The sequence below is a fragment of the Rhizobium sp. 05L419 genome (assembly GCF_056397845.1).
This window is the reverse complement of the sequence record NZ_JBFTOF010000006.1, coordinates 137968-152126: the sequence shown is the minus strand read 5'-3', so window position 1 is coordinate 152126 and position 14159 is coordinate 137968. Positions and strand designations below refer to the sequence as shown.

Below are 14159 nucleotides of genomic sequence, written 5' to 3'. Positions count from 1 at the left end.
TGCCCAGCGCGCGAACGTATGGTGGGAGTGACGACGTGACGGACAGACTGGTGATCATCGGCGCGGGTCAGGCAGGCTTTGCATTGGCCGCCAAACTGCGTGCCCTCAGGGATGCGCGCCCCATCACTATCATCGGCGCGGAAGATGTGTTGCCCTATCAGCGACCGCCTCTCACCAAGAAATACCTGCTCGGCGACATGAGCTTCGACCGGCTGCTGTTTCGTCCGGAACATTGGTACGCCGACAACGACGTCGAGATCAGGCTTTCCACATGGGTCGAGCAAATCAAGCGCGATTCCAAGCAGGTGATGCTGCAGGATGGCTCCGTTCTCGACTACGGCACGCTGGCGCTGACGACGGGTTCGACCCCGCGCGGCCTCCCCGCGGCGATTGGCGGCGATCTCTCTGGCGTCTATGTCGCCCGAGACAAACGCGACGCCGACCTCCTGGCGGGCGAAATGCGCCCCGGCCGCCGTGTCCTTATTATCGGCGGAGGCTATATCGGCCTCGAAGCCGCCGCTGTTGCCCGCCATCTCGGTCTTGAAGTGACCGTCATCGAAATGGCCGACCGAATCCTGCAGCGCGTCGCTGCCAAGGAGACGGCAGACATCATGCGCGTGATTCATGAGGCGCATGATGTCGTGATCCGCGAAAAGACCGGACTGAAACAGTTGGTCGGGCGCGACGGCAAGGTCGTCGGCGCAGAACTCTCCGACGGAACGACCATCGACATCGATTTCGCGATCGTCGGCATCGGCGTCGTGCCGAATGACCAACTAGCGAAGGAAGCCGGGCTCGAAGTGGCGAATGGCATTGTCGTCGACGACTTCGCCCGCACGTCCGATCCGTCGATCTTCGCTGCCGGCGACTGTGCTGTTCTGCCTTGGCAGGGCGGACGCATCCGTCTCGAATCGGTGCAGAATGCCGTCGACCAGGCCGATGCCGCCGCAGCTGTTATTGCCGGCGGCAACGCACCGTACGAACCGAAGCCCTGGTTCTGGTCGGATCAGTATGACGTGAAGCTGCAGATCGCCGGCTTTAATTTGGGATACGATGAGACCCTTCTGCGCCCCGGCTCTCGCGAGGGCGCGCATTCAGTCTGGTATTTCAAGAACGGCGCCTTCATTGCCGTTGATGCGATCAATGACGCGAAAGCCTATGTGAGCGGCAAGAAGATGCTGGATTCGGGCATAAACCCGGACAAGGCGATCCTCGCCGACGCATCGGCCGATCTGAAGCAATTGCTGACCCAGAGCTAAGCCGGCTTTTCTTCCTTGGAGAAAGCCGAAAAAGCGCTTGCGTCACCCGGCGAATGACTCTATCAGGCTCTCGACCGGAGAGGTGGCCGAGTGGTCGAAGGCGCTCCCCTGCTAAGGGAGTATACCCGGAAGGGTATCGTGGGTTCGAATCCCATCTTCTCCGCCACTTCATTTTTTGTCCATTCCGAAGACATAGGTAACAGAGCGTACCTCAGACATGGGTGACAACCTCGTGCCGAACGGGTTGTCGATGGTTTGCAAGGTCCTCTGCTCCAGGTCGATATATCCCAGATCATAGTGCATGAAGCTGACGAGCCAAATACCGTCGTCGACTTCCGTGATTGCGAGTTTCTGGCCGGCCATCACGGTCGATATGTTGACCTTCTTGCGGTAGATGCAGATGCGGCCGCAATGGGTCACCAGCGCCTCTCTGTCATGGAAGAGGTAGTCGATCTCCGGCAGGCCCTGATAGGGGCGTGACGAAGCAACGTAGAGATCTGCCGGCACCTTCATGTGAGCGCCTCGTGCGGCCGCTCGGTATTGAATTCCCTGACGAACGCGTCGAAGCGGGCCTGCTGCTGGAGAATGTTTCTGCCAGACGGCCTGGTCGCCTCTTTCTTGAGCGTCAGGTGCATGCGCTCATGCCGGCCATTCTCTTGCGGATGGCCCGGCCTGATGCGCTCGAGCGCGATGCCGAGCCGCAGCCACCAGACTGACAGCTTCGACAGATTGTAGAGGCCGTTGGGGCTGGCGAACGGCAGGCCGTTGTCACTGCGGATCGCGCTTGGCAGACCATGTTCGGCAAACAACCGGCGGAACGCCTCGAACACCCCCACCTCCTTTGTCGAATCGAAGGCTTCACAGGCAAGCAGGTAGCGTGACGCCTGGTCGGTGACCGTCAGCGGGTAACAGTATCGGCCGTCACACCACAGATCGTTCGGCAGCAATGCCTGAGACAAGGCTGTTCCTTCGGCTCGGTGTCGTTGCCGCTTACGTCCATACCGAAAACATAGGTAACAGTTTGTCCCAAACTTATGGGTGACAACTGACGACAGGCGCTCACATATCGCCGATGCCTTCGCCTCCAGAAGGCGGGCAACAAATCGTAGACGTTCGTGCATCGCCGAAATCCGTCTTCATGGTCTCGGCCCCCCACAAAAAAGCGGATGCTGTCACCCCATGCCCTCCGGTACGAAACGTCACCAGCCACGCATGTCGAACACACGAAACGCTATTCGATGACGGACCAGCGCAGCGCAGCGACATCGTGGAGGGTCGCGATGATCGATTCCTTCCAAATCTCGCGTCAAGAGAATCGAAACGAGAATCACCAACGATCAGCAAAACTGATTCTGGAGGGTTCGCGCTACCTTGCCGCCACGCGGTCGAGCGCAAATGTCTTGCTGCCGCGGCGAAAGCGCCGAATCTGGCGGGAAACTGGTTCCAATGTGGCACATCCTCCAGCATTTACCGGAGTGGCGGTGCCGGTAAATACCCGCAAACTCAGCACTTTCTTAATAGAGTATAAAGAAACAGCTGGGGCGGGTGCCGCATTTGTGACCTTTAAGCAACAGCGCATACGTAAGGCTGTCGCAAATACCCCAAACGGGCAAGTTGGTGATTGCGTGACAGTCCCGGTCTTGTATTTTCAACTTCGGAAGCGAGGGCGGTTGATCGTCCGACTTCTTGAAACATGGGGATGGGGCAGGGAACGCTGCTCTAACGGCGAAAAACCCAGACCCGATCGAAACTTTGAATTGGAGGTCAATATGAACATCAAGAGCCTACTTCTCGGCTCCGCTGCTGCTCTCGCAGTAGTTTCCGGTGCTCAGGCTGCAGACGCTATCGTTGCTGCCGAGCCGGAACCAGTTGAATACGTCCGCGTCTGCGACGCTTACGGCACTGGCTACTTCTACATCCCGGGCACGGAAACCTGCCTGAAGATCGAAGGTTACATCCGTTTCCAGGTTGACGGTGGCGAAAAGCTCTCTGGTCAGTCCGATTGGAACGCCAAGACCCGTGGTCAGGTTCAGTTCACGTCGAAGAGCGACACCGAATATGGTCCGCTCACCGGCGTTATCGTTCTGCAGGCGAATGCGAACAACGCAAGCGACCAGGACACGATCCTCGACTCGGCTTACCTCGACATCGCTGGCTTCCGCGCTGGTCTGTTCTACAGCTGGTGGGACGATGGCCTGAGCGGCGAAACCGACAACCTGGCCAGCGGCTCGACCCTGCATAACTCGGTCCGTTATCAGTATGAAAACGGCGACTTCTATGCCGGTCTGTCTGTTGACGAGCTGGAAGATTCGATCCACGGCACTCGTCTGGTCGCCAACTCTGACGGTTCGTTCGGTCTCGGCGAAACCCGCAACAACGTTGGTATCGCTGCTGGTCTCGGCGGCAAGGCTGGCGCATTCACCTACCAGTTGATCGGTGGCTACGACACCGACACTGAAGAAGGCGCTATCCGCGGCATGGGCACTGTTGCCTTCGGCCCCGGCACCTTCGGTCTCGCTGCTGCTTGGGCAAGCGGCCCGAACGCTTACTACGAAGAGTCTGAGTGGACGATCGCTGCTGAATACGCAGTTAAGGCCACCGACAAGCTCACTCTGACGCCTGGTGTTCAGTACTTCGCGAACATCCGCAACGGTGGCTACGGCAGCAACGCTGACTCGCTTAGCGGTGTAACGAACACGACTGACTTCAGCAGCGAAGATGTCTGGAAGGCCGGCCTGACGGTTGACTACCAGATCGTAGAGAACTTCTACGCTAAGGCTTCTCTGCAGTGGCAGGATCGCACGAGCGTAGATGACTCGGACGATAGCTTCTCTGGTTACTTCCGCCTGCAGCGTGCATTCTAATCTGATCTGACTTCGGTCAAATCAGGAAAGCCCGGCTCTCGAGCCGGGCTTTTTGTTGTTCTGACGAGCGCGTCGGCTGAAGAAATTCTAGATAGCGGCCAGAAATGATCGGATGCGCTGAAGCACCGGCTCGATGTGCAGCAACGGCGGGTGGCCCTGGCCGGGCGCCGTGACGACGCTGAGGTCCGGATGGCGCGTGGCCATGGCTGCTACGGCCGCATTGGTGAGTAGAGCGGAGTTCTCGCCCCTGACGACCATCAGCGGGCAATTTGAAAACGCGTCGTAGTGCTGCCACAGAGTGGGGAGCGGTTTGCCGAGGTCGATTGTCGTCAGCTGTTCGGCGATGGCGGGATCAACGTCGGCAGTGAGCCTTCCGTCCATCTCGCGGTAGATGGCGACCGACATCTCCTCCCAGTCACGGTCCTCAAGGGCAGGGAAGTGGGCAGCGTGACGAGCCTTGAGCAGTGCCGCCGCGTCACCCCAATCCTTCGGGTCAATCGCGCCATTGAGGTCATCGCGGATCTGCATCAGGCCTTCGGCCTCAATCTCCGGCCCGATGTCGTTGAGAATGACGCCTGCAATCAGCGCCGGCTTCATCGCGATCAGAAAATGCAGGATCAAACCACCCCTTGAGGTGCCGATGAAGACTGCCTTGTCGATCCCGAGGTGCTTGCAGGCTGTCAGCACATCCTGCGCTTCGACACGGAGATTGTAGTTTGCCTTGTCGTCATCGCGGGCGGATAATCCGCGCCCGCGATAGTCGAGGGCGACGACGCGTCGCGGCGCGACGGTATCTTGAGAGAGAATCACCGCCAGTTGGTGGAAGTCCCGGCTGTTGCGGGTCAGGCCGGGCAGGCAGATGATTGGGAGCCTCGATCGCGCACCCGGCGCCTGCGGATCGTAATCGCGAAGATGCAGCGTTAGTCCGTCGTCAGAACGATAGGTCCGTCCGACAAAGTGTTGATTGGTGGTGTCCATAGGCGCTTTCCCCGTTGTCAGGCCGAAACACGAGCACCCTGCGCGTTGTTGGCAAACGGCTCAGGACGCGCGGCCCTCGATCAGGTCACGTTCGATGTCGGCCGGCTGCCCGAGACGGGCTTTGTACACTTCATAATTCTCCATGACGCGCTGAACGTAGTTGCGCGTTTCCGGGAAAGGGATGCGTTCGATCCAGTCGACGACGGCGTCGATCGACTTGCCGCGCGGGTCGCCATATCGGTCGAGCCATTCCGGCACCCGCTTCGGACCGGCATTGTAGGCGATGAAGGTCATGACGTATGAGCCGCCGAAGGCGTCGATCTGCTCGCCGAGATAATGCGCGCCGAGCGTGGCGTTATAGCCCGCATCCGCCGTCAGCTTGTCCTTGGAGTAGGCGATGTTGTGTCGCTTGGCGACGGCCTTTGCGGTCCCCGGCAGGATCTGCAGAAGACCTCTGGCATCTGCAATCGAAACCGCCGTGGGATTGAAGGCACTTTCCTGCCGCGCAATCGCATAGGCGAGCGCCTTGCCGGAGCCTGAAATATTGGCATTCCCTGGAATGACCCCAAGCGGAAAGGCGAGAGCGGCAACATCGATGCCGCGCGCATAAGCGGTCTTGCCGATCTGCAGCGAAAGATGGTGATCGCCGGAGCGTTCGGCTTGCGCGCTGAGGATCGCAAGCTCGCCCGGGCTCTGCATCTGGTCCGCGAGAGCGAGATAGAGGCCGTTTGCGCGCCAGCCGTGGCCGGCAGCGTCCAGGCGCGCGATTGCCTGTACGGCTTCCCTGGACTGGTAACGCTTGCGGTCTGCTTGCGTCGGGTTGGGATAGCTGACGTTCAGCGTCTTGCGGCCGAGCTTCTCGCCGGCCAGTTGACCATAGAAGGTTGTCGGGTAGCTTGCCGCCTTGGCGTAGAAGTCACCCGATTGGCCGGGCGCGCCGGCCTCTGCCGAGCGACCCATCCAATACCATGCGCGCGAAACCGAAATGGGGCCATTGGAGAAATCGAGAATCTTGCTGAAGTGGCTTTGTGCGGTCTTTGCATCCTGCAATCCGCGCAGTGCATACCAACCGGCGTGGAACTCCGCCTCGACGATGTCGGTCGGCGTGGTGGCGGCATAGTTGGCGACGATGCGGTATGCGGTCGTGAAGTCACCCTGGTCCACCAGTCCGCGACTGACGATCCGCTGTTCGTTCCACCATTCGCCGGCATTGACCAGTTCGTCACGGTTGCGCGGCATCTGCTGCAAAAGCTTCGCCGCTTCGGCATATTTCTCCTGCTTGCGCAGATATTCGATGCGCGCGAACAGATAGCCCGGATCGCCGTTCCATTTTCCATCGACGGAAGCAAGAAGCGCTCCGGCATTCGGCGGCTTGCTGATCACCGCGTCCCAGGCTTTGTAGAGCGACTGCGCTTGGCCGAGGTCGCCGAAGCGCTTCGCCTGAGCCGAGCGGTTGCGGTACATAAGGTACTCCATCCGCGCCTTGTGATCGGCGACGGTGAGCAGACCGGAAAACTCGGCCAAGATCTTGTCTTCTGTCGGCTTGTCCAGGCCATCACCGCGCCAGATCTTGCGGATGTATTTCGCCGCCTGGCTCTGCTTGTCTGTTGCGACAAGCGCACGCGACAGGATCATTGCACCGGCCGTTGTTTCAGGCGCCGTCTCGCCAAAGGCGCTGAGCACTGCGCCGGGGGCAGGGTTCTCGTCGGAAAGCGCGCGCTCGGAATAGGCGCGCAGTTTTGCAAGGCCGGGCCAGCCCTGAAGTTCCTGTGCGGCAGCGGCAATTTCAACGGAGGGAACGCCTTTCTGACCGGACACGGCGATTGCCCAAGTCATGATATGGCGATCGAGAGTTCCCGGGCGCATGCGGTCGCGAATGGCAAACGCCTGCATCGGGTCCTTGGCGGAAAGCGCATCGAGGCCGGCTTTGAGGTCGTCGCTGACCGGCGCAACCGTCTGGCTTCGCGGAATGGCGCCGGTCATGATCGATTCCGGCATCGACGTCTGCGGCACGAAGCCGATCGGCTTCAGATCGGGCACCGGAATGTCATCGCTCGGAAGCGGCGACGCAAAGCTGCTCCACGCGGCGACCGTCAAGCCGAGGGCGGAGAGGATCAGGACAGCTCTCTTCATACCGGGTACTCTCAATGGAAACACGTCCTTCCATTTGGTCGGACGCATATTAACGAAACCTTACCGAAGCGGTTAAATTTCGTTCACATTTGCTATCGGAATTTGCCCCAAACAGACCTCTGCGCGCTTGTCGCAGCGTTTTCGCCGCACTATGGTGCGCTCCTCATATTCATGGAATGCGGCCGAAGCATGGATTGCGGTCGCAAGGAGTTCTGCATGTTCCAGGGATCCATTCCCGCACTCGTCACCCCCTTCACAGATGCCGGACAGGTCGATGAGGCGGCGTTCGCCGCTCATGTCGATTGGCAGATCAAGGAAGGCAGCAGCGGTCTCGTGCCGGTCGGCACGACAGGTGAGTCTCCGACGCTGTCGCACGCCGAGCACAAGCGGGTTGTGGAACTTTGCATCGAGGCTGCCAGAAAGCGTGTTCCTGTTATGGCCGGAGCAGGGTCGAACAACACTCGCGAAGCCGTCGAGCTTGCGCAGCATGCCGAAAAGGCGGGCGCGGATGCCGTGCTGGTCGTCACGCCCTACTACAACAAGCCCACACAGAAGGGTCTCTTTGCCCACTTCTCAGCGATCGCAGACGCCGTGAAGCTGCCGATCTATATTTATAACATTCCCGGCCGCTCGGTCGTCGACATGACGCCCGAGACCATGGGTGCTCTCGCCAAGGCGCATGCAAACATCGTCGGCGTCAAGGATGCCACCGGCAAGATCGAGCGCGTCTCAGAGCAGCGTATCACCTGCGGCAAGGATTTCCGGCAGTTGTCGGGCGAGGATGCAACGGCTCTCGGCTTCAACGCCCATGGTGGCGTCGGCTGCATCTCCGTGTCGGCGAATGTTGCGCCGCGCCTCTGCGCCGAATTCCAGGCGGCGACGCTTGCCGGCGACTACGCAAAGGCGCTGGAATATCAGGATCGCCTGATGCCGTTGCACAAAGCAATTTTCCTGGAGCCCGGCCTCTGTGGCGCGAAGTACGGACTTTCGAAACTCGGCCGGATGAGCCGCAACGTGCGCTCGCCGCTGATCTCCACGCTTGAGCCCGGCACCGAGGCTGCGCTGGACGCGGCCATGCGCCATGCGGGCCTGTTGAACTGAGCGAGCGAACTCGCCTCTTCACAAGGATGGGCTGTTCTCTTACATACCTGCAAGAAATGAGGGCGCGGCTTTCGCGCCCGTAGGATTGGAATTTCGTCATGGCCCCCAAAGGCAGCCAGCGTGTCGTAAACAAGGTCGTGGCCGAAAACCGCAAGGCCCGGTACAACTACGAGATCATCGACACCTATGAAGCCGGGCTCGTTCTTATGGGTACCGAGGTCAAATCGTTGCGCGAGGGTAAGGCGAACATTGCCGAATCCTATGCCTCCGACGAAGGCGGCGAGATCTGGCTGATCAATTCCTATCTGCCGGAATATCTGCAAGCGAACCGTTTCAACCACGAACCTCGCCGCCGCCGCAAGCTTCTGCTGACGGGCAGGGAGATCAACCGTTTGCGTGCGGGAATCAACCGCGAAGGCATGACGCTGATCCCGTTGAAGATCTATTTCAATGATCGCGGTCGCGCGAAGATGGAACTCGCGCTTGCCAAGGGCAAGAAGCTTCACGACAAGCGTCAGTCCGAGAAGGAACGCGATTGGAACCGGCAAAAGAGCCGGCTGCTCAAGGACAACGGTTGATCGCAGCGGCCGGCGGTCTGAAGGCGGGATGCCGTCATGGTGACGGCCTGCCAGCTCTGAGACTGCCCTAAGCCTCGAAATCGCTTGGTGCTGACGCCGCTTCGCTCGGCCGTGGCGCCCGCTCCGAAGGGTCGCGGCCGATTTCACTCTTCAAGGACAACAGATCGATGAAATGGTCAGCCTGACGTCGCAGATCGTCAGCAATCATCGGCGGCTGCGTTGCCATCGTCGAAATGATCGAGACCTTTCGGCCCTTTCGCTGCAGCGCTTCCACCAGCGTCGTGAAGTCGCCATCGCCGGAGAAGATTACCAGATGGTCGACGGTTTCCGACTGCTCCATGGCGTCGATCGCGAGCTCGATATCCATGTTGCCCTTGATCTTGCGTCTGCCCATGGAATCCGTGAATTCCTTGGCGGGCTTGGTTACAACCTTGTAGCCGTTGTAGTCCAGCCAGTCGATCAGCGGGCGAATGGACGAATACTCCTGATCCTCGATCAGCGCTGTATAATAATAGGCGCGCAGCAGATATCCGCGCTTTTGAAATGCCTTTAGAAGTTTTCTGTAGTCGATATCGAAGCCTAGGCTTTTGGATGCGGCGTAGAGGTTGGCGCCATCAATGAAAAGAGCAATTTTTTCGCGTGGGTCAAACATTCCTTACCAATCCGCTTTGAGAAATCTAAATTGTCATAGCCAAAAACCCGTAAAAACAACGAGTTATCTGATAGACCAGAACAATTCTTAATTTATGAACTATTCATATAAGAGAGATTTAGGGCACGAATCGGGATATTCCAAGCAACTATTGGTGGAAATCCCCGCATTATCTCTAAAATTGGAAGCTTCAGCGCGCCGTCGAAGGGAGTTTCACGAAAAACTTGAATTTGCCCGGTTTTAATTGTATCGCCGTGCTAATCCCGAGATCACGACCGCAAAGGACAGGCAATGGCCCGTGTCACAGTTGAAGATTGCATCGACAAAGTTGAGAACCGCTTCGAGCTGGTTCTGCTTGCCAGCCACCGCGCCCGGCTGATTTCCCAGGGCGCCTCGATCACCATCGATCGCGACAATGACAAGAACCCTGTCGTCGCACTGCGCGAGATCGCAGACGAGATGCTGTCGCCGGACGACCTCAAGGAAGACTTGATCCACTCGTTGCAGAAGCATGTCGAAGTGGATGAGCCCGAGCCCGATCCGGCAAGCCTCATCGCTGCCGGTGCCGCTGCTGGCACCGAAGGCGAAGAGCAGGACGACGTGCCGGAGACCGTCACGTTCGACCAGATGTCTGAAGAAGAGCTTCTCGCCGGTATCGAAGGTCTCGTGCCGCCAGAAAAGAGCGACKATTACTAAAAGAGCGACGGTTACCAATCGTCAATCTTGCATCATTACTGCTTCGGCATATGATTGATTACCATGTGCGCCAATCTGTGATTGGCGCGCTTTTCTTTTGTAACGGAGTGGTTTCGGGATGATGCGGCAGTACGAGCTCGTGGAGCGGGTTCAGCAATACAAGCCCGATGCCAACGAAGCCCTGCTGAACAAGGCCTATGTCTATGCGATGCAGAAGCATGGGCAGCAGAAGCGTGCCAGCGGCGATCCCTACATTTCCCACCCCCTCGAAGTTGCAGCCATACTGACGGACATGCATCTCGATGAATCGACGATAGCGGTGGCCCTGCTTCACGATACGATCGAAGATACCACGGCCACGCGCGCCGAAATCGACGAGCTTTTCGGGGAGGATATCGGCCGCCTCGTCGAGGGCCTGACGAAGATCAAGAAGCTTGATCTGGTCACCAAGAAGGCCAAGCAGGCAGAGAACCTGCGCAAGCTGCTGCTCGCCATCTCCGACGACGTCCGGGTCCTTCTCGTGAAGCTGGCCGATCGTCTCCACAATATGCGCACGCTTGACCACATGTCGCCGGAGAAGCGCGCACGCATTTCCGAGGAGACGATGGATATCTATGCGCCGCTGGCCGGCCGCATGGGTATGCAGGATATGCGCGAGGAGCTGGAGGACCTGTCCTTCCGGCACATCAATCCCGAGGCGTACGAGACGGTCACGAAGCGGCTTGAGGAGCTGTCGCGGCGCAACGAAGGGCTTGTGAAGAAGATCGAGACCGAACTGCGCGATCTCCTGGTCGCCAGTGGCCTGACGAACGTCTACGTCAAGGGGCGGCAGAAGAAACCCTATTCCGTATTCCGCAAGATGCAGTCGAAGTCGCTGTCCTTCGAGCAGCTGTCGGACGTCTACGGCTTCCGCATAATCGTCGACGACATTCCCGCCTGCTATCGGGCGCTGGGTATCGTCCACACGCGGTGGCGCGTCGTGCCGGGACGCTTCAAGGATTACATCTCCACCCCGAAACAAAACGACTACCGCTCGCTGCACACGACGATCGTCGGGCCGTCGAGCCAGCGTATCGAGCTGCAGATCCGCACCAAGCGCATGCATGAAATCGCCGAGTTCGGCATTGCTGCGCATACGCTTTACAAGGACGGTGCATCCAACGCCGACGGCGAAATACTGTCGCGCGAATCCAATGCCTATTCCTGGCTCCGACACACGATCGAGGCGCTGGCAGAGGGTGACAGCCCCGAAGAGTTCCTCGAGCACACCAAGCTCGAGCTGTTCCAGGATCAGGTCTTCTGTTTCACGCCGAAAGGCAAGCTGATTGCCTTGCCGCGAGGCGCAACGCCGATCGATTTCGCCTATGCGGTCCACACCAACATCGGCGACACCACGGTCGGCGCCAAGATCAACGGCCGCATCATGCCGCTGGTGACCCGGCTTGCAAACGGCGACGAGGTTGAGATCATCCGCTCGGGCGTGCAGGTGCCACCGGCCGCCTGGGAGGAAATCGTCGTTACCGGCAAGGCTCGCGCTGCGATCCGCCGGGCCACGCGCATGGCGATACGCAAACAGTATGCGGGACTCGGCCACCGCATCCTCGAGCGCACGTTCGATCGCGCCGGCAAGATATTCTCTCGCGAGGCAATGAAGCCCGCGCTTCACCGTCTTGGCCAGAAGGATGTCGAGGATGCGATTGCAGCTGTCGGCCGCGGCGAGATGTCTTCGCTCGACGTGCTGCGCGCCGTCTATCCCGATCACCAGGAAGAGCGGGTGACCGCAAAACCGACCGGCGACGACGGCTGGTTCAACGTTCGCAGCGCGTCCGGCATGATTTTCAAGATCCCCGGTAAGTCGAAATCGGGTGAGGGGGCGCCCACTGAGCTGGAAGCTGCTATCGATGCGGATGCCGTCCCAATCCGCGGCATATCGAGCAGTGTGGATGTGCAGTTTGCGCCCACCGGCGCAGTCCCAGGCGACCGGATCGTCGGCATCATGACGGCGACGGACGGCGGCAAGAGCATCACGATCTACCCGATCCAGTCGCCGATATTGCAGCGCTTCGACGAGCAGCCAGACCGCTGGATAGATGTCCGCTGGGATCTGGATGAGGCAAACAAGTTGCGCTTCATGGCGCGCATCATGGTCAATGGGCTGAATGAGCCAGGCACGCTCGCAAAGCTCGCTCAGACCGTGGCTGGCGTCGACGTGAACATTCGCGTGCTCAACACGATCCGCGTTGCGACCGACTTCACGGAGATGACCCTCGACGTCGAGGTCTGGGATCTCCGTCAGCTCAATCAGCTGCTTGCGCAGCTGGCCGATCTGGATTGCGTTGCGACGGTGCGCCGTCTCTACGACTAGGCTCGGGAAGGGCAGCTTTGCCCTCGCTTGCACATTTTGTGATCGTTTTATGACCGAAATCGCGCAGATAAAAGGCTAGGCATGCACCAGGCGCATGCCTGACTGGGTATTACAGCGTTGGTAATCGCCATCGATAGCACCTATCTTCTGGTCATCAAGAAATGAAACGAAGATGAGGCAAAGAAAATGTTTAAACCGATCAAGAAGTTCGCCCGCGCCCTGCGCGCTCCGAGCGCAGAAGAACGCGAATTGGCATATCTGAATGGCTCGTTTGACCGTATCGATCTCGAGTATCGCCAGCGCCAGGTTGATCGCGGTCTGTTCCGTAGCCGCTAATACCGGATTTATATTGGAAGAATGAAAGGGGCGTATCGCATATTGCGCCCCTGGTGAGTGCTCAGTCGGTGCCAATCAAATAGTGACTGAGGTGGTTTGACGCTCTTGTCATGCCGGTGTGCGTTGCACTACATACGCGCCATGTTGTTTCGACGTCGAAGACCTGCCGGATTTCGTGAAAAGTTGCGAGAGTTGCTTTGGCCCCGCAAGGGCTTCATGCGTCCGCCGCGCTATCTTGTGATGCGTGTCTTGCGGCTGCGGGCGTCCCCGCATGCTGTTGCCATGGGAGTGGCGGCCGGGATATTCGTTTCCTGGACCCCGTTCATCGGTGTGCACTTCATCATGGCTTTTGTCCTGAGCTACCTGTTCGCCGGAAACATGGTCGCTGCCGCCCTTGGCTGCGCAGCATTCGGCAATCCGCTGACCTATCCCTTCATATGGGGTACGACCTGGGAGATTGGGCACCTTCTGCTAAGCCGGAAAGACACGCTGCAGGGGCATTCCCTGGACCTTGCGGCTCTATTCCATGAGCTTCGCTTTACCGAACTTTGGCGCCCCGTCCTTGAGCCGATGCTGATCGGCTCCATCCCTCCGGCGCTGGTGACCTCGGTCATCCTCTATTTTGCGACGTTTTACACCGTCAAAGGGTTCCAGGGCCGACGCCGCGCTCATCTTTTGGAGCGTGCGCGCCTGCGTCTCTCAAGTCCCATGCAGGAAACCGTATGATCATCGGCATTGGCAGCGACCTGATAGATATTCGTCGCGTCGAGAAATCGCTCGAGCGATTCGGCGAGCGCTTTACCAGTCGATGCTTCACCGAGATTGAGCGAACGAAATCAGATCGTCGCGCCAATCGTGCGGCATCCTATGCCAAACGCTTTGCGGCCAAGGAGGCCTGCTCCAAGGCATTGGGGACGGGCATTGCGCAGGGTGTGTTCTGGAAGGATATGGGCGTTGTCAACTTGCCGAGTGGCAAGCCGACCATGAAGCTCACAGGTGGAGCGGCCGACATACTGCAGTCGATGCTGCCGGAAGGCCATCGAGCCGCCATTCATTTGACAATTACTGATGATTATCCGCTTGCGCAGGCTTTCGTCATCATCGAAGCGCTGCCGGCAACGGCCTGAAGCAGCGACCTGTCGTCGCTTTTAATGTTCGCGCCATTGCCGCAATCGGCCGAAGCCGCTACACAGAACC

At 59.0% G+C, this 14159-nt stretch carries 12 protein-coding genes, 1 tRNA gene and 1 pseudogene; 10 read left to right on the top strand and 4 right to left on the bottom strand.

What is annotated here, in order from left to right; all coding sequences use genetic code 11:
* Positions 1-35: 35 nt before the first annotated feature.
* Both AC1DMK_RS10295 and AC1DMK_RS10290 read left to right on the top strand, forming a co-directional pair.
* Positions 36-1259, top strand: coding sequence for an NAD(P)/FAD-dependent oxidoreductase (locus AC1DMK_RS10295; protein ID WP_477858746.1), 1224 nt, complete (start codon positions 36-38; stop codon positions 1257-1259).
* Positions 1260-1335: 76 nt separating this feature from the next.
* Positions 1336-1425, top strand: a tRNA-Ser gene (locus AC1DMK_RS10290).
* Positions 1426-1427: 2 nt separating this feature from the next.
* Here AC1DMK_RS10290 and AC1DMK_RS10285 read toward each other — a convergent pair.
* Positions 1428-2254, bottom strand: a pseudogene (locus tag AC1DMK_RS10285) (integrase core domain-containing protein); the annotation flags it as partial.
* A gap of 774 nt (positions 2255-3028) precedes the next feature.
* Between AC1DMK_RS10285 and AC1DMK_RS10280 the strand changes: the two are divergent.
* On the top strand, positions 3029-4123 hold the full coding sequence (locus tag AC1DMK_RS10280) for a porin (RefSeq protein ID WP_477858926.1): 1095 nt from the start codon (positions 3029-3031) through the stop codon (positions 4121-4123).
* An 87-nt stretch (positions 4124-4210) separates the two neighbouring features.
* On the opposite strand, the gene AC1DMK_RS10275 is transcribed toward AC1DMK_RS10280, so the two are convergent.
* Together AC1DMK_RS10275 and AC1DMK_RS10270 are read right to left on the bottom strand one after the other, a co-directional pair.
* A complete protein-coding gene (locus AC1DMK_RS10275; RefSeq protein ID WP_477858744.1) occupies positions 4211-5101 on the bottom strand; it encodes an alpha/beta fold hydrolase in 891 nt (296 codons plus the stop codon).
* 60 nt (positions 5102-5161) lie between these two features.
* On the bottom strand, positions 5162-7234 hold the full coding sequence (locus AC1DMK_RS10270; protein ID WP_477858742.1) for a lytic transglycosylase domain-containing protein: 2073 nt from the start codon (positions 7232-7234) through the stop codon (positions 5162-5164).
* Positions 7235-7450: 216 nt separating this feature from the next.
* Here AC1DMK_RS10270 and dapA point away from each other — a divergent pair, with 216 nt between their 5' ends.
* Positions 7451-8335 (top strand): 4-hydroxy-tetrahydrodipicolinate synthase, encoded by an 885-nt coding sequence (gene dapA, locus AC1DMK_RS10265; RefSeq protein WP_477858740.1) that lies wholly within the window; start codon positions 7451-7453, stop codon positions 8333-8335.
* 98 nt (positions 8336-8433) lie between these two features.
* Complete coding sequence (gene smpB, locus AC1DMK_RS10260) at positions 8434-8913, top strand: SsrA-binding protein SmpB (protein WP_037063961.1); 480 nt, start codon at positions 8434-8436, stop codon at positions 8911-8913.
* Positions 8914-8980: 67 nt separating this feature from the next.
* On the opposite strand, the gene AC1DMK_RS10255 is transcribed toward smpB, so the two are convergent.
* Positions 8981-9565 (bottom strand): LabA-like NYN domain-containing protein, encoded by a 585-nt coding sequence (locus tag AC1DMK_RS10255; RefSeq protein WP_037063959.1) that lies wholly within the window; start codon positions 9563-9565, stop codon positions 8981-8983.
* Between the two features lie 291 nt (positions 9566-9856).
* Between AC1DMK_RS10255 and rpoZ the strand changes: the two genes are divergently transcribed.
* The 5 genes from rpoZ to acpS all read left to right on the top strand — a co-directional run bounded on the left by rpoZ (position 9857) and on the right by acpS (position 14089).
* Positions 9857-10261 (top strand): DNA-directed RNA polymerase subunit omega, encoded by a 405-nt coding sequence (rpoZ, locus tag AC1DMK_RS10250; RefSeq protein ID WP_477858738.1) that lies wholly within the window; start codon positions 9857-9859, stop codon positions 10259-10261.
* A gap of 118 nt (positions 10262-10379) precedes the next feature.
* On the top strand, positions 10380-12626 hold the full coding sequence (locus tag AC1DMK_RS10245; RefSeq protein ID WP_037063955.1) for a RelA/SpoT family protein: 2247 nt from the start codon (positions 10380-10382) through the stop codon (positions 12624-12626).
* A gap of 186 nt (positions 12627-12812) precedes the next feature.
* Positions 12813-12962: a DUF3563 family protein gene (locus tag AC1DMK_RS10240; protein WP_080725546.1), complete on the top strand. Its 150-nt coding sequence runs from the start codon at positions 12813-12815 to the stop codon at positions 12960-12962.
* Between the two features lie 141 nt (positions 12963-13103).
* Positions 13104-13688, top strand: coding sequence for a DUF2062 domain-containing protein (locus tag AC1DMK_RS10235; RefSeq protein ID WP_037063954.1), 585 nt, complete (start codon positions 13104-13106; stop codon positions 13686-13688).
* Positions 13685-14089 carry a holo-ACP synthase gene (gene acpS / locus AC1DMK_RS10230; RefSeq protein ID WP_037063953.1) on the top strand — a complete coding sequence of 135 codons (405 nt, stop codon included), beginning with the start codon at positions 13685-13687 and terminating at the stop codon, positions 14087-14089. Before AC1DMK_RS10235 ends, acpS begins: the two co-directional genes overlap by 4 nt.
* Positions 14090-14159: the final 70 nt, after the last annotated feature.